The organism is Bradyrhizobium sp. YCK136 (genome assembly GCF_044570075.1).
In the GTDB taxonomy this organism is placed as follows: domain Bacteria; phylum Pseudomonadota; class Alphaproteobacteria; order Rhizobiales; family Xanthobacteraceae; genus Bradyrhizobium; species Bradyrhizobium diazoefficiens.
This window is the reverse complement of the sequence record NZ_CP172424.1, coordinates 5,718,070-5,737,687: the sequence shown is the minus strand read 5'-3', so window position 1 is coordinate 5,737,687 and position 19,618 is coordinate 5,718,070. Positions and strand designations below refer to the sequence as shown.

Annotated in this window: 20 protein-coding genes; 12 read left to right on the top strand and 8 right to left on the bottom strand. The window is 64.3% G+C overall.

The genetic code is table 11. From position 1 onward, the window contains the following. Nucleotides 1-116 precede the first annotated feature (116 nt). The 6 genes from ACFLEY_RS28025 to ACFLEY_RS28000 all read left to right on the top strand — a co-directional run bounded on the left by ACFLEY_RS28025 (nucleotide 117) and on the right by ACFLEY_RS28000 (nucleotide 5,673). Complete coding sequence (locus ACFLEY_RS28025; protein WP_011086522.1) at nucleotides 117-554, top strand: VOC family protein; 438 nt, start codon at nucleotides 117-119, stop codon at nucleotides 552-554. Between the two features lie 55 nt (nucleotides 555-609). Then, a complete protein-coding gene (locus ACFLEY_RS28020; RefSeq protein ID WP_060911519.1) occupies nucleotides 610-1,746 on the top strand; it encodes an Mrp/NBP35 family ATP-binding protein in 1,137 nt (378 codons plus the stop codon). Nucleotides 1,747-1,949: 203 nt separating this feature from the next. After that, nucleotides 1,950-3,041, top strand: coding sequence for a TRAP transporter substrate-binding protein (locus ACFLEY_RS28015; protein WP_028170829.1), 1,092 nt, complete (start codon nucleotides 1,950-1,952; stop codon nucleotides 3,039-3,041). A 198-nt stretch (nucleotides 3,042-3,239) separates the two neighbouring features. Next, on the top strand, nucleotides 3,240-4,025 hold the full coding sequence (locus ACFLEY_RS28010) for a hypothetical protein (RefSeq protein WP_249163289.1): 786 nt from the start codon (nucleotides 3,240-3,242) through the stop codon (nucleotides 4,023-4,025). 204 nt (nucleotides 4,026-4,229) lie between these two features. After that, nucleotides 4,230-5,318, top strand: a complete 1,089-nt coding sequence (locus ACFLEY_RS28005) for a TRAP transporter substrate-binding protein (protein ID WP_028170831.1) — start codon at nucleotides 4,230-4,232, stop codon at nucleotides 5,316-5,318. A gap of 187 nt (nucleotides 5,319-5,505) precedes the next feature. Beyond that, a complete protein-coding gene (locus tag ACFLEY_RS28000) occupies nucleotides 5,506-5,673 on the top strand; it encodes a hypothetical protein (RefSeq protein ID WP_171901253.1) in 168 nt (55 codons plus the stop codon). Nucleotides 5,674-5,709: 36 nt separating this feature from the next. Here the strand turns inward: ACFLEY_RS28000 and ACFLEY_RS27995 are convergent, their stop codons facing one another. Continuing rightward, nucleotides 5,710-5,946, bottom strand: coding sequence for a hypothetical protein (locus ACFLEY_RS27995; protein ID WP_038966237.1), 237 nt, complete (start codon nucleotides 5,944-5,946; stop codon nucleotides 5,710-5,712). A 381-nt stretch (nucleotides 5,947-6,327) separates the two neighbouring features. Between ACFLEY_RS27995 and ACFLEY_RS27990 the strand changes: the two genes are divergently transcribed. Together ACFLEY_RS27990 and ACFLEY_RS27985 are read left to right on the top strand one after the other, a co-directional pair. Beyond that, the gene (locus ACFLEY_RS27990; protein WP_011086528.1) at nucleotides 6,328-7,002 is read left to right on the top strand and encodes a response regulator transcription factor; all 675 of its coding nucleotides are present in this window, start codon (nucleotides 6,328-6,330) and stop codon (nucleotides 7,000-7,002) included. Between the two features lie 25 nt (nucleotides 7,003-7,027). Next, on the top strand, nucleotides 7,028-8,440 hold the full coding sequence (locus ACFLEY_RS27985; RefSeq protein ID WP_249163290.1) for an ATP-binding protein: 1,413 nt from the start codon (nucleotides 7,028-7,030) through the stop codon (nucleotides 8,438-8,440). 39 nt (nucleotides 8,441-8,479) lie between these two features. Here the strand turns inward: ACFLEY_RS27985 and ACFLEY_RS27980 are convergent, their stop codons facing one another. The 6 genes from ACFLEY_RS27980 to ACFLEY_RS27955 form a co-directional block, all read right to left on the bottom strand. Further along, nucleotides 8,480-9,766, bottom strand: coding sequence for a M20/M25/M40 family metallo-hydrolase (locus tag ACFLEY_RS27980; protein WP_060911521.1), 1,287 nt, complete (start codon nucleotides 9,764-9,766; stop codon nucleotides 8,480-8,482). 121 nt (nucleotides 9,767-9,887) lie between these two features. Then, nucleotides 9,888-11,489, bottom strand: a complete 1,602-nt coding sequence (locus tag ACFLEY_RS27975) for a TRAP transporter large permease subunit (RefSeq protein WP_060911522.1) — start codon at nucleotides 11,487-11,489, stop codon at nucleotides 9,888-9,890. Beyond that, on the bottom strand, nucleotides 11,486-12,025 hold the full coding sequence (locus ACFLEY_RS27970) for a TRAP transporter small permease subunit (RefSeq protein ID WP_011086532.1): 540 nt from the start codon (nucleotides 12,023-12,025) through the stop codon (nucleotides 11,486-11,488). The genes ACFLEY_RS27975 and ACFLEY_RS27970 overlap by 4 nt, the downstream gene beginning before the upstream one ends. A gap of 293 nt (nucleotides 12,026-12,318) precedes the next feature. Continuing rightward, nucleotides 12,319-13,353: a GTP 3',8-cyclase MoaA gene (moaA, locus tag ACFLEY_RS27965; protein WP_060911523.1), complete on the bottom strand. Its 1,035-nt coding sequence runs from the start codon at nucleotides 13,351-13,353 to the stop codon at nucleotides 12,319-12,321. A 120-nt stretch (nucleotides 13,354-13,473) separates the two neighbouring features. Beyond that, a complete protein-coding gene (locus ACFLEY_RS27960; protein WP_060911524.1) occupies nucleotides 13,474-13,959 on the bottom strand; it encodes a hypothetical protein in 486 nt (161 codons plus the stop codon). A gap of 137 nt (nucleotides 13,960-14,096) precedes the next feature. Continuing rightward, the gene (locus tag ACFLEY_RS27955) at nucleotides 14,097-14,789 is read right to left on the bottom strand and encodes an HAD family hydrolase (RefSeq protein WP_060913043.1); all 693 of its coding nucleotides are present in this window, start codon (nucleotides 14,787-14,789) and stop codon (nucleotides 14,097-14,099) included. A gap of 150 nt (nucleotides 14,790-14,939) precedes the next feature. Here ACFLEY_RS27955 and rpiA point away from each other — a divergent pair, with 150 nt between their 5' ends. Genes rpiA through gor form a run of 3 tightly spaced genes read left to right on the top strand, consistent with a single transcriptional unit; the run spans nucleotide 14,940 to nucleotide 17,654 of the window. After that, nucleotides 14,940-15,665, top strand: a complete 726-nt coding sequence (rpiA, locus tag ACFLEY_RS27950) for a ribose-5-phosphate isomerase RpiA (protein ID WP_011086536.1) — start codon at nucleotides 14,940-14,942, stop codon at nucleotides 15,663-15,665. 2 nt (nucleotides 15,666-15,667) lie between these two features. Next, a complete protein-coding gene (locus tag ACFLEY_RS27945) occupies nucleotides 15,668-16,219 on the top strand; it encodes a DUF2059 domain-containing protein (RefSeq protein ID WP_060911525.1) in 552 nt (183 codons plus the stop codon). A 46-nt stretch (nucleotides 16,220-16,265) separates the two neighbouring features. Further along, on the top strand, nucleotides 16,266-17,654 hold the full coding sequence (gene gor / locus ACFLEY_RS27940) for a glutathione-disulfide reductase (RefSeq protein WP_060911526.1): 1,389 nt from the start codon (nucleotides 16,266-16,268) through the stop codon (nucleotides 17,652-17,654). A gap of 13 nt (nucleotides 17,655-17,667) precedes the next feature. Here the strand turns inward: gor and ACFLEY_RS27935 are convergent, their stop codons facing one another. Continuing rightward, nucleotides 17,668-18,675: an alpha/beta fold hydrolase gene (locus ACFLEY_RS27935; protein ID WP_060911527.1), complete on the bottom strand. Its 1,008-nt coding sequence runs from the start codon at nucleotides 18,673-18,675 to the stop codon at nucleotides 17,668-17,670. Between the two features lie 373 nt (nucleotides 18,676-19,048). Between ACFLEY_RS27935 and ACFLEY_RS27930 the strand changes: the two genes are divergently transcribed. Then, nucleotides 19,049-19,498, top strand: a complete 450-nt coding sequence (locus tag ACFLEY_RS27930) for a hypothetical protein (protein ID WP_211433979.1) — start codon at nucleotides 19,049-19,051, stop codon at nucleotides 19,496-19,498. Nucleotides 19,499-19,618 lie beyond the last annotated feature (120 nt).

The window sequence follows — 19,618 nt, the reverse complement described above, 5'->3', positions numbered from 1 at the left end:
GAAGGCGGATCGGGGCGCACCATAAACCCTTGAGGGCAGAGGGCAACGGCTTCGTTTGGCGGCCCCCTGTGCTAGGATGGCGGGACTAAAGGACTTCAAAAAAAGGGAGCGAAAGCATGGGCGGCGTGAGCGTTGGCGTCCTCGATCATTTCAACATCCGGACCCGTAATCTGGCCGAGACGGTGCGCTTCTACGAGGATGTGCTGGGCCTGGAAAAAGGCGCCCGGCCGAATTTCGCCTTCCCGGGTGCCTGGATGTACAGCGAGGGCAAGCCGGTGGTGCACCTCGTCGATATTTCTCCGACCTCGGAGCCACAAAAGCCGGATTCCGGCGTTGTCCACCACGTCGCCTTCGTCAGCCGCGGTTTTGACGGCATGAAGCAGCGGCTGACGTCCAAAGGGATGAAATTCGACTCCCGCCAGGTGCCCGGCGGCGACCTCTGGCAGATCTTCGTGCACGACCCCAACGGGGTGATGATCGAGCTGAATTACGAGGCAGCCCTGGAGCAGGGGGCGGCGCCCGCCGAGATGGCTGACGATATCGGCAGGCAGTAGCCTTTTGGCCGTTTCCGCTCTAATGGGGCACATCCTGGACTCAAGGAGATGCGCTTTGAGCGTGACGCAGCAACAGGTTCTCGACAGCCTCGCCCGGATCAAATCGCCGCGCGGGGTTGCGCTTCCCAATGCCAATGTGCTGAGCGCGATCAGCGCCTCTGACGGCAAGGTGTTCTTCTCGATCAATGTCGATGCCGCGGAGGCGCGGGCCTGGGAGGCCGTCCGGGCCGAGGCCGAGGCCGCCGTGCGCGCCATTCCCGGCGCCACCACCGTGATGGTGGCGCTGACCGCCGAGCGCAAGCCGGGCTCTGCACCTCCGCCGCCGCCCACGCCAAGCCGCGGCACGCCGGGCGTGCAGCCGGTCCATGCCCACAAGCCGCCGCAGGGCGGCCAATCGCCGATGGCGCGGCAATCGGAGATTCCGGGCGTCGCCGCCGTGATCGCGGTCGCCTCGGGCAAGGGCGGCGTCGGCAAGTCCACCACCGCGCTCAATCTGGCGCTGGGCCTGCGCGATCTCGGCCTCAAGGTCGGGCTTCTGGATGCCGACATCTACGGCCCCTCGGTGCCGCGGCTGACAGGCCTGCGCGACAAGCCGGAGCTGGATGGCGAGCGCAAGATGATTCCGCTCCGGCGCTTCGGCCTCGCGATCATGTCGATCGGCTTCCTGGTGGAGGAAGAGACCGCGATGATCTGGCGCGGTCCGATGGTGATGTCGGCGGTCACGCAGATGCTGCGCGACGTCGCATGGGGTAGCCTCGACGTGCTCGTCGTCGACATGCCGCCGGGCACCGGCGATGCCCAGCTCACGCTGGCGCAGAACGTGCCGCTGAAGGGCGCCGTGATCGTCTCGACCCCGCAGGACCTGTCGCTGATCGACGCGCGGCGGGGGCTTGCGATGTTCCGCAAGGTCAACGTGCCCGTGCTCGGCATCGTCGAGAACATGAGCTACTTCCAGTGCCCGCATTGCGGCACGAAATCCGACATCTTCGGCCATGGCGGAGCGCGCCACGAGGCCGAGAAGCTCGGAGTCCCGTTCCTGGGCGAGATCCCGCTGCACATGGCGATTCGCGCTACCTCGGACGCCGGCAATCCCGTCGTCGACAGCGAGCCGGACGGCCCCCATGCGGCGATCTACCGCGCCATTGCGGGCCAGGTTCGGGACCAGCTCAAGGGCGCCATCGCGGCGGCCTGAGCGGGGCGACGCCAATCCATTGGGGACATGCGACTTTCGTAGAGCCCCGTCATGCCAATGTCGCGTTCCGCAGGCGGGGCTTCCGTGTTAAACGCCCACGGCAGTCAAGCCCCATCGGTTCGACGCGGCCCAAGCGCGTCGCCGGAATGAGCGGCGGCAAAGAGGAAGTTCGGGGGAACGCCCCAGCAAGGAGAGACCTGAAAATGAAGCGTCGTGATTTCCTGAAAGTGTCGGCAGCAGGCGCGGCGGCGACAGCCGCGGTGGCCTCGCCGGCGATCGCTCAATCATCGCCCGAGATCAAGTGGCGCCTGACCTCGAGCTTCCCGAAGTCGCTCGATACGATCTATGGCGGTGCCGAGCAGGTGGCGAAGTACGTCGCCGAAATGACCGACAACAAATTCCAGATCCAGGTGTTCGCGGCCGGCGAAATCGTCCCCGGCCTCCAGGCGCTCGATGCGACCTCGAACGGCACGGTCGAGATGTGCCACACCGTGTCGTACTACTATGTCGGCAAGGATCCGACCTTCGCGATCTTCGCCTCGGTGCCCTTCGGCCTCAACGCGCGCCAGCAGAATTCGTGGCTGTACCAGGGCGGCGGCAACGAGCTCGCCAACGAGTTCTTCAAGAAGTCGAACGTGATTGGCCACCCCTGCGGCAACACCGGCACCCAGATGGGCGGCTGGTTCCGCAAGGAGATCAAGACGGTTGCCGATCTCTCCGGCTTGAAATTCCGCATCGGCGGCATCGCCGGCCAGGTGCTTCAGAAAGTCGGCGTCGTGCCGCAGCAGCTCGCCGGCGGCGACATCTATCCGGCGCTGGAGAAGGGCACCATCGACGCCGCCGAGTGGGTCGGCCCCTATGATGACGAGAAGCTCGGCTTCGCCAAGGTCGCCAAGTACTACTACTATCCGGGCTTCTGGGAAGGCGGTCCGACCGTCCACGCCTTCACCAACCTGGACAAGTGGAATTCGCTGCCGAAGAACTACCAGGCGATCCTCACCAACGCGATGGCCAATGCCAACAGCTGGATGGCCGCGCGTTACGACATGCAGAACCCGTCGGCGCTGAAGCGTCTGGTTGCCGGCGGCACGCAGCTTCGTCCCTTCACCAACGAGGTGCTCGAAGCCTGCCTCAAGGCGACCAACGAGCTGTGGGGCGAGATCTCGGCCAAAAACGCCGACTTCAAGAAGTCGATCGACGCCATGCAGGCCTACCGCTCCGATGAATATCTGTGGTGGCAGGTTGCCGAGTACACCTACGACAGCTTCATGATCCGCTCGCGCACCCGCGGCTGATCTTCGAAGAAGTCGCAAGATCGGAAAGCCCGGCCTCCAGACGAGGCCGGGCTTTTTCTTTGCTGGTGCATCCAGGGTCAGAAACAAAAAATGTCTAAAACAACCCCATGCACAGTAGAAGTGGGGCCGGGGCGCCTTGCTCGGTGGATGCTGCCAACAGTTTGACGGGGCGGGGCAAATCAGCGGGACAGAGCAATCATGGAGCAGCCGGTGCCGACGGGGCGATTTGCCCGACGGCGACCGGAACGACATCGTCATTTGGCGCGCCGCATCGGCCCCCCGTCATTGCGAGCGCAGCTTGGCCCCGCCGCATTGCATTCGCGGCACTGGCTGCGCTCTGCGAAGCCGCTTGATTCGTCGGGCAAAACAGTGCCAGAAAGCGATCATCGCAGAATCCGAAATTTGTCCGATGATCCCTGGAGTGACGATCGCGGATCGCGTTGGGGGCTTGCCATGATGACGCATGCAAGGCTGCTTGGAATCGTTGTCGCTGTAACGTGGCTCGGGTGGTCCGCGGCATCGGCGGCCGGCGGTATGTCGAAAGATATTTGGAAGGGTGCCTGGAAATTCGAGATCGATCGCCAGGATCGGCCGTACCTCGGCTATTACGACACCAGGGGCAAAACAGTATTTCGCATCGGCTGCGGCGCGCATTTCGAGATGGATGCGGTCTATCCGGGGGAAGCGCCGAAACAGGACCACACCAAGGCCTCGATCACGATCGCCAACGGCAAGACGCAGATGGATTTTGCCGGCTTCAACTACGCCGGTCCCGAGTCCTTCCCGCCGGACACAACAATGTTCAACCAGCCGGACCTCGGCTATCCCGGGCTTGCCGAAGACAAATGGCGCGCGCTGGAAAATCGCCTCTTCGATCTTCTGGACTCCGGGCAGCCGCTGACGATCTCGGCCGAGGGCAAGAGCTACGTGCTGCCGCCGGTCGCGCTGCCGCGCTGGCGGCCGCGCTTCCAGAAAATCTGCTGACGCGCCCTCCGCTCGCGCACCCGCGGCTGATGATCCAAGCGCTACGCCTTAAGTCGCACGCCGCAAGACTCGCGCCTCCGGAGGAGGCCAGGCTTTTTCTCTGCCGCAGTGCGATGACGATGGAATTCCGTTGGGCCTTGCGTCATGCTGGCCCCAAGCCTCGGCAAGAAGGCTTCACAATCAGATCCATCAGGGCAGGAAATCATGAAGAGAAGAGACTTCATCAAGGTCACAGGACTTGGTGCGGCCGGCGCCGCCACGCTCGCCGCTCCCGCGATCGCGCAGTCGATGCCGGAAATCAAATGGCGCATGCCGACGAGCTGGCCGAAATCGCTCGACACGCTCTTTGGCGGTGCCGAGATGATGTGCAAGATGGTTGCGGAAGCCACCGACAACAAATTCCAGATCCAGATCTTCGCGGCCGGCGAGATCGTGCCGGGCCTCCAGGTACTCGACGCCGTGCAGAACGCCACCTGCGAGATTGGCCACACCGCCTCGTACTATTATTTCGGCAAGGACCCGACCTTCACCTTCGGCTCGGCGGTGCCGTTCGGGCCCAACATGCGCATCAACCAGGCCTGGTACATGCAGGGCGGGGGACGGGAAGTCCTCAACGAATTCTACAAGAGCTACAACGTCGTCTCGCTGCTTGCGGGCAACACGGGCTGCCAGATGGGCGGCTGGTTCAGGAAAGAGGTCAACACGCCCGAGGATCTCAAGGGCATGAAATTCCGCATCGGCGGCTTTGCCGGCCGCGTGCTGCAGAAGCTCGGCGTTGTGCCGCAGCAGCTCGCCGGCGGCGACATCTATCCGGCGCTGGAGAAGGGCACCATCGACGCCGCCGAATGGGTCGGTCCCTATGACGACGAGAAGCTGGGCTTCTACAAGATCGCGCCGCACTACTACTATCCCGGCTGGTGGGAGGGCGGGCCGATGCTGCTGGCCTTCGTCAATCTCGACAAGTGGAATGCGCTGCCGAAGTACTATCAAAGCGTGCTGGAGCAGGCCGGCCATTACGCCAACAATTACATGATGGCACGCTACGACACAGCCAATCCGCTCGCATTGAAGAAGCTGCTCGCCAACGGCGCCAAGCTGCACGCCTTCTCGCCGCCGATCATGGAGGCCTGCTACAAGGCCGCCAAGGAGCTGCACGCCGAAGTCGGTGCGACCAACGCCAACTTCAAGAAGGTCCACGACTCTCTCGCCAAGTTCACCGGCGATGGCTACGCCTGGTTCCAGGTCGCGGAAGTCGGCTACGACATCTTCATGGCGCGGCGGTCGCAGAGCTGATCGCGACTTCTGTCGCATGCAGCGCCCCGGAGCGAAGGCTGCGGGGCGTTGCGGTCGCAGCTCTGGAGGTGACAGACTCAAAACATGAAAAACGACCCCATCCTCAATAGACGAGGGGACATGGCAAGAGGCTCCGTGGATGCTGCCAACAGCCTGATGCGTCAGGACAAATCAGCTGAAGCAGGCGATGATCGCGGAGCCGGGGTCCGTGCCGCGTTTTGAGAGCCAGGTCAGGATCAGCCACGGGCAGTCGCACCGATGGATGGCGCTGCCGTTCTTTGAAACGGCAGTTCCGCTGCTTGTCGTGATGGGATTCGCAGCTGGTCTGACGCTGGTGATCGAGCGCGCGTTCTGAAGTCGCTACGCGCATGTTCGAAGCGTCGAGGTCGGTCTAATCCCCGATGTCATACTGCTTGCTGAGGTGATCGCCGATCTGGACCAGCATGGCGACACATTCGGGGTAGCCGGGTCGATCGGACGTGGCCTGATCCGCGTCGGCGCGAAACTCCCAGGAGGTGCCATCGCGAACGATGGAAATCGCCATTCCATCGGGGCAGTCGGCGTGGACCTTCAACTCGGCCCTCGCCATTGCGATCAGCTCGCCTTCAGTCTTGACCGGCCTGCTCATGAAGCTCGTCCCTCCGTCCTGGAACAGAAATTTGCCTATATCCGGCAAATTAGCAAACAAGTCCTGGATAGTAACTGATCCATATCATCGGGATCAGGCGCTCACCGGCGGTGGGCTCGGGTTTGGAATCCGATCCTACCCGCGTGCGTGGTGGATGACCGTCGGAGGCCTGTAAGCGGCAATGCCGTCTCGTTGCGCTCCACCGGCCGGCATCGCGGCTTTATCAGGACACTTCTGATCGGCTTACGTGAGCCTGACAGGAAGGCCCGCCGCGTGTTTTTTCGCTGGCCGAGGCGTCCGGAATGGTGGAAGAGAGCGATGATGCGGCCCTGGCCGTAACCTTGGCCGTAAGATGACTCCGGAACATCCGGCGGGACTGAGATGCGCCTTCTGATCGTCGAAGACAATGCCGAGCTGTCGCGGCTGGTGGCCGCTGGGCTGTCGGCGGCCGGCTACGAGAGCGACATCGTGAGCAGCGCGGCCGAGGCGCGCGAGGCGGTCGGCAGCGTCAGCTATGCCGCGATGATCCTCGACCTCGGCCTTCCCGACGGCGACGGCCTGTCGGTGCTGCGCGAGCTGCGCCGGCAGATGGAGCCGCTGCCGGTGCTGGTGCTGACCGCGCGCGGCGGCTTGCAGGATCGCGTCAACGGCCTGCGCAGCGGCGCCGACGACTATCTCGCAAAGCCGTTCGCGATGGAGGAGCTGGTGGCGCGGCTGGAGGCGATCCTGCGCCGGCCGGGCCAGCTGCTCGGCCGCTCGCTGCGGTTGGCCAACCTCGTCTACGACACCGAGAGCCGCCAGATCTTCATCGACGACCAGCCGCGGATCATCTCCGCGCGCGAGGCCTCGGTGCTCGAGATCCTGCTGCGCCGGCAGGGGCGGGTGGTGCCGAAGAAGAACGTCGAGGATCACATCTTCGGACTCGAGGGCGAGGTCGCCTCCAACGCCGTCGAGGTCTACGTCTCGCGGCTGCGCAAGCAGCTCACCGAACACGGCGCCAAGGTCGTGATCCACACCATCCGCGGCGTCGGCTATCTCATGGCCGAGGAGAAATAGCGTGTCCGCCGCCCGGTCATTCGCCATGCCGACGTTCAAATCGCTGATCTCGCGCATCGTGTTCCTGCATATCGTGGCGGTCGCGGTGGTTGCGATCTTCCTGCCGCTGGTGCTGTTCTGGCTGCTCAACTCGGAGGTCGACCAGCTGCACCGCGATGCCATGCGCGCCCAGGCCGAGGTGCTCGCCGAGCGCATCGTCCCGCAGGCAGACGGCACGTTGACCTTCAATCTGCCCGACAGTCTGAAGGGCCTCTATTCGGAAGCCTATGGCCGCTACCAGTACGACATTCGCGATTCCGAGGGACGCGTGCTGTTCTCGTCGCGGCGAAAGACCGGTGATACCGCCCCGCCGCGCTTGTCCGAGACGATTTCCGGTGCCGGCGTGAGCCGCGTGATCGAGGGCAGGACGGTGCGCATCCGCGTCGCCGAGGATCTTTCGCACCGCGACGTCATCATCGACGACATCATCTCGAACTTCTTCCGACGGGTCGGGTGGATCACCATCCCGATCCTGCTGATCCTGCTCGCGACCGACATCATCATCTTCCGCCGTGCGGTCGCGCCGCTGTGGAAGGCCTCGGAGGAGGCCAGCAATATCGGCCCGGCGCGCACCGACATCCGCCTGCCGACGGAGCAGATCCCGCGCGAGATCATGCCGCTCGTCACCGCCGTGAACCAGGCGCTCGATCGCCTCGAGGACGGCTTTCGCGTGCAACGCCAGTTCACCGCGGATGCCGCGCATCAATTGCGCACGCCGCTTGCGATCCTGCGCACGCGGATCGAGACGCTCGGCGACCGCGAGGCAAGGCAGGCGCTGCATGCCGACATCGAGGGCATGAGCCGCATCGTCGCCCAGCTGCTGGAGATCGCCGAGCTCGACACGCTGGTGCTCGATCCCGGCGAGACCGCCGACCTGCGCGCCGTCTGCACCGAGGTGGTCGGCGCGATCGCGCCGTTCGCGCTCGCCCAGCACAAGGACATCGCACTCAGGGGCACCGACGCGCCGGTGATGGTCCACGGCAATTCCGAGATGCTCCAGCGCGCGATCTTCAACCTCGCCGAAAACGCGATCAAGTTCACCGCAAAGGATACGTCCGTCGATGTCGAGGTCGGTGACGACGGTGTAGTGCGCGTGCGCGATTGCGGTCCCGGCATCGCGGACGCCGAGCGCGAGCTGATCTTCCAGCGCTTCTGGCGCGCCGACCGCCAGCGCAGCGACGGCGCCGGTCTGGGGCTCTCGATCGTGCGCGGCGTGGCGGAGGACCATGACGCGACGGTGGCGGTGGAGAACCTTCCCGGTGGCGGCGCGGAGTTCACGCTGCGGTTTCGGCTGGCGGAGAGGGCAGGCGGCCCCTCTCCCCTCATGTCCGCCGAAGCCTTGGCGAAGGCGGATGTGGGAGAGGGTGGCATAGGCGGCCTTCGGCCGCCGTCCTCATAACGCCGATGCTTTGCATCGGCGTCCACTTTAGGGCGGCCGCTATTTCAGCTTACCCGTGGACAGGTCCATGATCATGCGCGTGGCCAGATAAAGCCGCGGCACGATGCTGTTGATCTGCACATATTCGGCATCGTTGGAGTGCGCGCCGAAGCCCGACAGGCCCATGCCTTCCACCACGGCTCCGCTGGTCTTGAGCGCGGCAAACGCGGCGTCGGTGCCGCCGCCGGTCGCCTTCTCGTCGACCTTGAGGGACAGTCCGATCTCCCCATAGATCGTCTTGCCGTAGGCCGCGACGCGGCGCGAGGCGTCGTTGGCTTCCAACGGCGGACGACGCACCTCGAATTTCAGCTCGACCCTGGAGTCGGGCAGCAGGCGATTCTTGATCTTCTCCTGCAGCGCCTTCTGCAACTCGTCGAAATCGGCGACCTTGAGCGCACGCGCATCGGCCTGGGCCGTGGCGTCGGCCGGGATGACGTTGCGGTTGGTGCCGGCCTTGGAGACCGTCCAGTTCAGCTTCAGGCCCTGCTCTGGCTTGGACAGGTCCTTCATCTGCAGCACCTGGTGCGAGAGCTCGTACAGCGCGTTGACGCCGCCCTCGGGCCGCGCGCCCGCGTGCGAGGACTTGCCCTGCACCGTGAGATAGGCCGAGCCGATGCCACTGGTGGCGAGGCGCAGCGTGCCGTCGGTGCCGCCGCCTTCGAACGAGAACACCACGTCCTGATCCGCGGCGAATTTGGCGATGGTGCTGCGCCAGCCGGGCGAGGAGATCTCCTCGTCCCCATTGGTGAGCACCGTGAGCGTGCCGTAATCCTTGAAGTTGAGTTTCTGGAGCATCGCCACGGTATGGAGAATGAGCGCGACGCCCTGCTTGTCGTCGGCAATGCCGAGGCCGTAGGCCTTGTCACCGTCGACGCGGAACGGTTGGTCCTTCAGCATGCCCTTCAGGTACACCGTGTCCATGTGGGTGATCAGCATGATCTTCTTGCTGCCGGTGCCCTTGAACACGGCGTGCACGGCCGGGCCGATTGTCTCGGGCGTGTCGTCGAGGCGATAGATGTCGGTGGGGTGCAAAATCTCCACTGTGCCGCCGAGCTGCTTGAGCTGGCCGGCAACGCGCTCGGCAATCTTTTCCAGGCCGTCGACGTCCTTGCTGCCCGATTCGATGCCGACGAGATCGCGCAGCGTGTCGAGCAGCGGCTGCTGCTCCTTTTGCGCCAATGCATGGACATCGGTCATCGGTTCCGCATGCGCAAACGTTGCGGCACATGCCAGCCAGAGCGATGCGATCAAGGGAGTGAACGACGGAGCAGGGTGCGATCGGGACATGCGCGGCGGTCCATCAGTTGGAGGATGGCCCGGTATGCCCGTGTTTGCGGCGCGTGTCACGTGCGCGGACGCGCGCGTCATGAACCGCCGAGGCGGAACATGACGGCGATGGTCATGGCCGCTACTTCTGCGGCGGTCCGAGATCCAGCGGCGGCAGCTCGATCTGCGGCACCTCGATCTTGACCTTGTCGAGATCGACGTTGAGAGGCTTGTCGAGCAGGCCCGTCACGGTGATCGGGAAGATGATCACGAGCATCACCATGATCAGCTGGAGGCCGATCCAGGGCATCGCGCCCCAGTAGATGTCGGAGCTCTTCACTTCCTTCGGCGCCACGCCGCGCAGGTAGAACAGCGCAAAGCCGAACGGCGGATGCAGGAACGAGGTCTGCATGTTCACGCAGAGCATCACGCCGAACCAGATCAGCGCCGCGTCCGGTCCCACCACGGGGGCGAGGATCTTCTGCGCGATCGGCGCGATCATCGGCAGGATGATGAAGGCGATCTCGAAGAAGTCGAGGAAGAAGGCCAGGAAGAAGATGAAGAGGTTGATGAAGATCAGGAAGCCCCAGACGCCGCCGGGCAGCGAGGTCAGGAGGTGCTCGAGCCAGACGCCGCCGGAGACGCCGAGGAACACCACGGAGAAGCAGGTCGAGCCGATCAGGATGAAGGTGACCATGCAGGTGAGGCGCATGGTGGACTGGTAGCCTTGCGTGATCAGGTCGCGCAGGTCGGGGATGCGCGCGGCCCGGATGCAGATCCACGCCACCGCCAGATAGGTAAGGGCGAAGGCGAGCTTGAAGATCAAATTCTCGCTCATCATCATCGCGACGATGATGCCGACGCCGGCGGCGATCACGCCTGTTATCAGGATCTTGCGGTCGGTCGAGGTGAAGTCCTTGTGGTGGATCGCGGCGAGCACGATGGCGCCGACGGCACCCATCGCGCCGGCTTCGGTCGGCGTGGCAAGGCCCATCATCATGGTGCCGAGCACGACGAAGATCAGCACGGCCGAGGGGATGATCCCCATCAGGCACTTCTTCCACAGCGGCCAGCCGGTCAACGTGCGCGCGTCCTTCGGCACCGGCGGCACGTGGCCCGGCTTGATCAGGCCGAGGATGAACGTGTAGCCGGCAAACAGCATGATCTGGAACACCGAGGGGCCCCAGGCGCCGAGATACATGTCGCCGACCGACTTGCCGAGCTGGTCGGCGAGCACGATCAGCACCAGCGAGGGCGGCACCAGCTGCGTGATCGTGCCGGAGGCAGCGAGCACGCCGGTGATGTAGCGCATGTTGTAGCCGTAGCGGATCATCACCGGCATCGAGATCAGCGCCATGGCGATCACCTGCGCGGCCACCGTGCCGGTGATGGCGCCGAGGATGAAGCCGACGATGATGACGGAATAGCCGAGACCGCCGCGGATCGGGCCGAACAGCTGGCCCATCGAATCCAGCATGTCCTCGGCCAGCCCGCATCTCTCCAATATGGCGCCCATGAAGGTGAAGAACGGGATCGCGAGCAGCAGCTCGTTGGAGAGCACGCTGCCGAACACGCGCCCGGGAATCGCCTGAAGGAAGTTGAGATCGAAGAAGCCGAGATGGATGGCGAGGAAGCCGAAGGAAAGGCCGACGGCCGCCAGCGTGAAGGCGACGGGGAAGCCGATCAGCATCGCCAGAACCAGGCCGCCGAACATCAACGGCGGCATCATCTCCAGCGTAATCATTGGGTCGGCCTCTCGTACTTGGCGTCGATCGTCACATAGCCCTGGAGAGCCGCGATACGCTTGATGACCTCGGAAACACCCTGGAGCGCCAGCATCACGAAGCCGGCGGGGATCACGAACTTGATCGGCCAGCGGATCAGGCCGCCGGCATTGGCAGACGTCTCGCCGACGCTATAGGCCTGCATGAAGAACGGCCAGGACAGATAGGCGAGCAGGAGACAGGAGGGGATCAGGAAGAACAGCGTGCCGATCATGTCGAGCCAGAGCTGGCCCCGCTCGGACAGGGTCAGGTAGAAGATCTCGACCCGCACATGCTCATTGCGCTTGAAGGTGTAGGCCGAGCCGAACATCACGAGGATGGCGAACATGTACCATTGCAGCTCGAGCCAGCCGTTCGACGAGTCGTTGAAGGCGTAGCGGATCATGGCGTTGGCCGCGCTGACCAGGCACGCCAGGAGCACGAGCAGGTTACAGACGTACCCAATCTTTTCGTTGAGGGCGTCGATGGCGTTGCTCAGCGCCAGCAATGGACGCATCTTACTTTCTCTCCGTCGCGGCCTTACACTTCACGGAAGGCTTCAGCACGCATCGCTCGGCTCGCGTGCAAGATGCACACGACCGCACGGATTGTATTCCGGAGCGATTGCGGCGTCAGTCCTCCCCTCGTGCCTTGCCGTCTTGACCGCGACCGCCAACGGGCGGGCCGGCTTATTGTTGCCGGGCAAGCAAAGGCGGTCGCACCAAATCAGTGGCGTCACGTGTCGTCAATTGGAAAATGGACAAATTGACGCGCCGTCAAAAGCTTAGGTTAGCGGAGCGGGGCCGATCCTCAGCCGCCGGTGACGCTCATGTGCCTGGAGACGCTGGGGCGGTTGTGGCGGCGGTCGATGATGAAATCGTGGCCCTTGGGCTTCAGCCCGATGGCGCGGTCGATCGCATCCGCAAGCAGCATGTCGTCGTCCGATGCACGCAGAGGTTTGCGCAAATCGGAGGCATCCTCGTGGCCGAGGCAGGTGTGCAGCGTGCCGGTGCAGGTGATGCGCACCCGGTTGCAGGATTCGCAGAAATTATGGGTCATCGGCGTGATGAAGCCGAGCTTGCCGCCGGTCTCGGCGACGCTGACATAGCGCGCCGGCCCGCCGGTGCTCTCGGCCAGGTCCGTCAGCGTGAATTGCTGGGCGAGGCGCGCGCGCACCAGCGACAGCGGCAGATACTGGTCGATCCGGCCTGCGCCGATCTCGCCCATCGGCATGACCTCGATCAGCGTCAGGCCCATGTTCTTGCCGTGGGCCCAGCGCATCAGCGAAGGCAGCTCGTCCTCGTTGAGGTTCTTCAGCGCCACCGCGTTGATCTTCACGGCGAGCCCTGCGGCACGCGCGGCCTCGATGCCTTCCAGCACCTTGTCGATCTCGCCCCAGCGGGTGATCTCGCGAAACTTCTTGGGATCGAGCGTGTCGAGCGAGACGTTGACGCGGCGGACGCCGCAATCGGCGAGCTCCCTGGCATACTTTGCCAGTTGCGTGCCGTTGGTGGTCAGCGTCAGCTCGCTCAGGGCGCCGCTCGACAGATGGCGCGACAGCGAGCGCACCAGCGTCATCACGTTGCGGCGGACCAGCGGCTCGCCGCCGGTGAGTCGCAGCTTCTTGACGCCCTTGGCGATGAAGGCCGAGCAGAGCCGGTCGAGCTCCTCCAGCGTCAACAGGTCCGCCTTGGGCAGGAACGTCATGTCTTCCGACATGCAGTAGAAACAGCGCAGGTCGCAGCGATCCGTGACGGAAACGCGCAAATAGCTGATGGTCCGCCCGAACGGATCGGTCATGGCGCTGGACAGCGCTGCGCGGGGGTTCGCGGAAGATCCGTTCATACCAAATGCCTTGTCACTTACGGCGACGGGCGCACCTTTGCTTCAACGGTGCTCTGAAAGCAATCTAAGCATCGGACGCGGCTAGGACAATCGGGTGGTATACGTAACTCAGCCCTTGGATCAGCGATTGCTCGCGTTCGGATCGGGGAACGGCGAGCCGGCGGCGGCCGGTTCGGCGGCCGCGGGCGCGGCTGCGACCGGTTTCGGCTTCTTCGGCCGGTGCGCTTTCCTCACCGGCTTGGGCGGCACCGCCGGCTGGAGTTCCGCAAACACCGGATTCGGATCGGTGGTGACCGAGGCGGGCGTGGTGAGATCGCCGGGGTTCTTGATGATGTTCACCGGGACGCTCGCCGGCTGGTACTTGGGCAGCGCGAAGGCGACCGTGAACGGCGCGTCCGGGGCGGGAACCGAGACCGAGCAGGGGGTCTTGCAGCCCGGACCGAGCGAGGTCGAGGCATCAGCCCCCGGGGGATTGGATTCGAGCCGGACCTGAATGGTCGGGGGCGCCGATTTGAACATGTCCCAGGACATCGAGGAGCAGCCACCAAGACTTGTTGCCCCCAGGAGGCTCGCTCCCGCTAGCGCAATCGCGATCACACGACGCATCAACCACCCACTTCTACTGCGACGAACCGCCACATCCCGGGCGGACCTTAGGGACGTCGCTGAGGGCAGGCAACCGGCGCGCCGCGCATAGTTAATAGTTGGTTAACGCGGGGGTATCTTCGCTTTTTGCTGAGATTTCAGGACCTTGCCGAACCCAGCGGCGTCATCAGGCTGGTGGCTGCGGCCGGCAGGTCACGCATGTGATGGATCAGCCGGTCCGGCTTCAGCTCGGCGATCGGCACGTCCGTGTAGCCGAAGCTGACCCCGATCACGGGCACCCCGGCGCGCCGGGCTACCCCGACATCGGTTCCGGCGTCGCCGACCATGATGCTGGCTTTGACCTCGCCGCCGGCGCGGGCCACCGTTTCCCGGAAAATGGCCGGATCGGGCTTCTGGACGCCAAAGGTGTCGGCGCCGCAGATCGCCGCGAAGCGGCGGCTGAGGTCGAGCTGGTCCAGCAGGCTCTTGGACAGCCATTCCAGCTTGTTGGTGCAGACCGCCAGGCGATGGCCCTGCGCCGCAAAATGGTCGAGCGCGGTCTCGAGCCCTTCGAAAGGCCGGGATTCGACCGCGATATGCTCGGCGTAATAGGCGATGAAATCCGCCGTCATCCGGTCCATGTCCGAAGGCGTGACGATGCGGCCCTCGGCCTCCAGGCCCCGCTCGATCAGCTTGCGGGCGCCGGCGCCGATCATGTTGCGGGCTGACTGCATCGGCACGGGCGGCAGGCCTTCGCGGTCGAGCACGTAGTTCAACGCGGTGATCAGGTCGGGCGCCGTATCCACGAGCGTGCCGTCGAGATCGAAGACGATGGTGTGAGGGGAGGTCATGGTCCAAGCGCTATCGGTCCGGCCGTGCCGGCGCAAGGGGCGATGCCATAAGATCAGCTTATAGGCCTGTTCCCGCGCGGAAAACGAGGCTACATAGGCCGCCGCAAGCAACCTATCGGCGGCACACTCTCAATTCAGGGGCGGCGCATCGTGAACATGGACCAGTTGAAGCGGCAGGCTGCGGCGCGCGCCCTCGAGGAGGTGCGTGACGGCATGCAACTCGGGCTCGGCACCGGCTCGACCGCCAAGCATTTCGTCGAGCTGCTCGGCGAGCGCGTCGCGGCCGGACTCAAGGTGATCGGTGTGCCAACCTCCGAGGCGACGCGCCTCGATGCGACGCGCTGCGGCGTGCCGCTGACCACGCTCGACGAGATCGATCATCTCGACATCACTGTTGACGGCGCCGACGAGATCGATCCCGAGCTCAACCTGATCAAGGGCGGTGGCGGCGCGCTGCTGCGCGAGAAGATCGTGGCGGCCGCATCGGATCGCATGATCGTGATTGCCGACGACACCAAATGGGTGCCGACGCTCGGCCGCTTTCCGCTGCCGATCGAGGTCATCCCGTTCGGGCTCGGGGCGACGCGCCGGGCGATCGAGACGGCATTTGCGCAGTGCGGCGTTTCCGGGCAAATGGCGGTCCGCAAGGCCAAGGGTGGGGACAAGGATGGCCACGTTTTCGTCACCGATGGCGGCCACTGGATCCTCGATGCCCAGCTCGGACGGATCGTGGATCCGCCCAGCCTCGCCAAGGCGTTGAGCGCCATCCCCGGCGTGGTCGAGCATGGGTTGTTCATCGGCTTGGCCAGCTCGGCTGTTCTGGCGGGTGGCGAGGGAATTCGCGTGATCGAACGGCGAAAGCCGAAAGGAGACTAGGAATGAAGAGCGTTTTGAAATTCTTGCCGGCCGCGACCCTCGCTGCGGGACTGGCCCTCTCGGCTGCCCCGGCCATGGCGCAGCAGCCGGCGCCGGCCCAGCCCAAGGCCGCCGTGGCGCCGGCTCAGCCGAAGGCCTCGCCGGCGGCGGTTGCGGCGGCCAGGGAAATTCTGCAAATCAAGAACGCGACGGCGATGTATCAAGGCGCCGTGCCCGGCCTGGTCGAGAAGACCAAGATCGCGCTGATCCAGCAGAACCTGAACTATCAGAAGGATCTCAACGAGGTGGCAGGGGTCGTCGCCCAGCAGCTCAACGGCCGCCAGAACGAGATCGGCGAAGGCATGGCGCAGATCTATGCCAGCGAGTTCACCGAGCAGGAGCTGAAGGACCTCGTCACCTTCTACAAGTCGCCGCTCGGCAAGAAGCTGATCGACGCCGAGCCGCGCGCCATCGGCCTCAGCATGGCCTTCATGAACTCCTGGGCCCAGAACTTCGCCGAGACCGTGATGGGCGCCTTCCGCGCCGAGATGCGCAAGCGTGGCAAGGAAATCTGACAGTACCTATCTGATAGGGAGTTCCTGAAAGAGGTCGGAGTGGACAATGGCTGAATTCGACGTCGACCTCTTTGTCATCGGTGGTGGTTCGGGCGGCGTGCGTGCCGCCCGCATCGCGGCCGGCCACGGCGCCCGCGTCATGATCGCGGAAGAGTACCGCATGGGCGGCACCTGCGTGATCCGCGGCTGCGTGCCGAAGAAGCTGTTCGTGATCGGCTCGCATGTCCGTCACGAGATCGAGGACGCCGCCGGCTTCGGCTGGACCATTCCGTCCATGAGCTTCGACTGGGCGACGCTGATCGCCAACAAGGACAAGGAGATCGCGCGGCTGGAGGCGGCCTACACGACGAATGTCGAGAAGTCGGGCGCGCAGATCGTCAAGAGCCGTGCGGTGATCGAGGACAAGCACACCGTCCGCCTGCTCGAGAACGACAGGAAGATTACAGCAAGATACATTTTGATCGCCACCGGCGGCGCGCCCAACCATGGCGCCTCGATCCCCGGCATCGAGCACGTGATCTCCTCCAACGAGGCGTTTCACCTCAAGATGCTGCCGAAGCGGATCGTGATCCAGGGCGGCGGCTACATCGCGCTGGAATTCGCCGGCATCTTCGCGGGCTACGGCTCCGACGTCACCGTGATCTATCGCGGCGACAACATTTTGCGCGGCTTTGACGAGGATGTCCGCACTCACGTTCGCAGCGAGATGGAGAAGCAGGGCATCACCATTCTCACAGGCTGCACGGTGGCGAAGGTCGATCGCCATGGCGAGGAATTCACCACCCATCTGTCGAACGGCTCGAGCGTTGCGTCCGACCAGGTGATGTTCGCGATCGGCCGTCATCCTTCCGTCGCCAATCTCGGCCTGGAGAAGGCCGGCGTCGCCATCAATCCGAAGAACGGCGGCATCGCGGTCGACCATTTCTCGAAGAGCTCGGTCGACAGCATCTATGCGATCGGCGACGTCACCCATCGCCACAATCTGACGCCGGTCGCGATCCGCGAGGGTCATGCGTTCGCCGACACCGTGTTCGGCAAGCGCGAGGCGAGGGTGGATCATGCCTATATCCCGACTGCGGTGTTCTCGCAGCCGGAGGTCGGCACCGTCGGTCTGACCGAGACCGAAGCGCGCGCGCAGTTCAGTCACGTCGACATCTACAAGACGACCTTCCGCCCCATCAAGGCGACGATGTCAGGCCGCGATACCCGCGTGCTCATGAAGCTCGTCGTCGATGGCACGTCCGACCGCGTGCTCGGCTGCCACATCGTCGGTGACGCCGCCGCCGAGATCACCCAGGCGGTCGCGATCGCGGTGAAGATGAAGGCGACCAAGGCCGATTTCGACGCGACCATCGCGCTGCATCCGACCGCGGCCGAAGAGCTCGTCACCATGCGCACCCCGACCGCGCGCCACGTGCGTCAGGCGGCGGAGTAGGGGCGTTCCCGTCTCAATGCAACGTTCCGGCCGCGGCTTCCTCGACTGCGGCCATCAGGTCGGCCGTGTTCGATTGCTGGATCATGTGACCCGCGTCCGGGACACGGTGCATCTTGCTGTGCTTGATCTCGTCATGCAGACGGCCCGACTGCTCGTCGATGTCGATGAGGCGATCGTCTTCGCCGGCCAGGATGGTGACCGGCATGGCCAGTTCGCCGTAGGTCTTCGCCGACAGCATTGCCGCAGGGACCATCAGCGCCGCCTCGGCGGCGCCGGCACGAAGCTGCGAGGGACGCACGGCCAGTGACTTAGGGAAGCCGTCGAATTTTTGCGGGACGGATTTCGGTCCGAACAGCTGTCGCAGCATCGCCGGCCACATCAGGCGGCTAAGGATTGGCGAAATCGTGTGACTGAGGATATCGCCGAATCCCGGTATCGCCGGCCCGGCCATCGCCATCATGGCATCGGTGTGGGCGGTCGGGAAATAATAGCCCGATGCCAGGATCAAGGCCTCGACCGTCGAGGGGTGTCTGCTTGCCAGGGCGATCGCAACCGACGCTCCCCAGGAATGTCCAAGCACGATCGCCTTTTCGACGCCGATATGCGCAAGCGCGTCCTTGAAGAGATCGGCTTGCGCCGCAGGCGTCCACACCACATTGCGCGGCCGCAGGCTGTGGCCGAAGCCGGGACGGTCGAACACGATGACGCGATAGTCTTTCGCGGCGAGGTCGATCAAGCCGCTCGACTCGAAATCCTGGATCATGCTGCCATTGCCATGGAGCAGGACCAAAGGGCGTCCGGATCCGCGCTCGACATAGTGCAGGCGAACGCCGTCGATGTCGATGAACCGTCCTTGTGGCGGGTTATCGCGTTGTGCCTTGTCGGCAAGCCGCCGATTGACGACCGCGGCCGCAGCCATCAGGCCGGCTGCTGCGATGAGCGCGGAGGCGAACGGATATTCCGCAAGAGCATGAAGGGTCGTCGCCGCCAAAGACGGCGAACGCTTTTTCAGTATGCGCATATGACACTTTCGCTGACCGCAGCCAGCTGTTGGAGAGTAGGAAGGGACGCTTCCGTGTCGACTCGGACCTCGCCTTTGTCGTGCCAACGGAGGGCACGCATGGCCAGATTCCATTCTTGGAGACGGCATGCGCATTCACGGGTCATGTCGTGCAGACGCAACAGGAGGCGTGGAGATATGTTCCTAACCCCAATTGATGCGGCAAGCAGGTCGCATCATGGCCGTTGGTCGGACGCCAAGGGCGGTTTCTCAGGATCGCGCTCTGGTGAATGTCGTGTGAGGCACCATATCCAGCATATCACTGGCACAGACATCACAGGCGCCAGTGACAGAGAGACGCTGCCGCGCTCCCGCCACAAACAGGAGGCGCGCGATGAACGTCTTGCTTTATCCTCTGCATCTATGCCGTAAGTTCGAACGTCGCTGGAGCGCGAAAGTGATTCAGGACGACGGCCAATTGCCGCCGTCGCAAGGGACGGACGGCTGTACTGCCTGCGGGCGGCTCGTCGTGGCTCCCGTGCACTCGACCTATTTGCCCACCGGGAAGCTCGTCAATCAGTGGCGGTGTCCGGTGTGCCGGAACGCCTGGCAGACCTCTGCAGATTCCGCGAGCAGCACGGATCTTCAATCGAACCGGTCCGAGCATCTCCGGGAGAACGCCGGACACTGTCTGGCCCTGGAAGGCACCGCGCCCGACGACACGGAGCGCAAGCAGTTCAGGCGCATGGGCGATGCCTGGCTCGCTCTTGCGGACACGCAGGATTGGCTCGACGGCGTGACGCCGCCGGTCTCGCGACCTTCGCCGCAAAGCGCGCAGGCCTGATCCCGTCAACCTTCCCGACGTGCCTCAAGGACATTGCATGATTGAGACGCGCAACCGCGTATGTCAGGCGGGCGCTGCGGCGGATCATTGCGCTAAATGAGATCTCGACGGCCCGCTTCG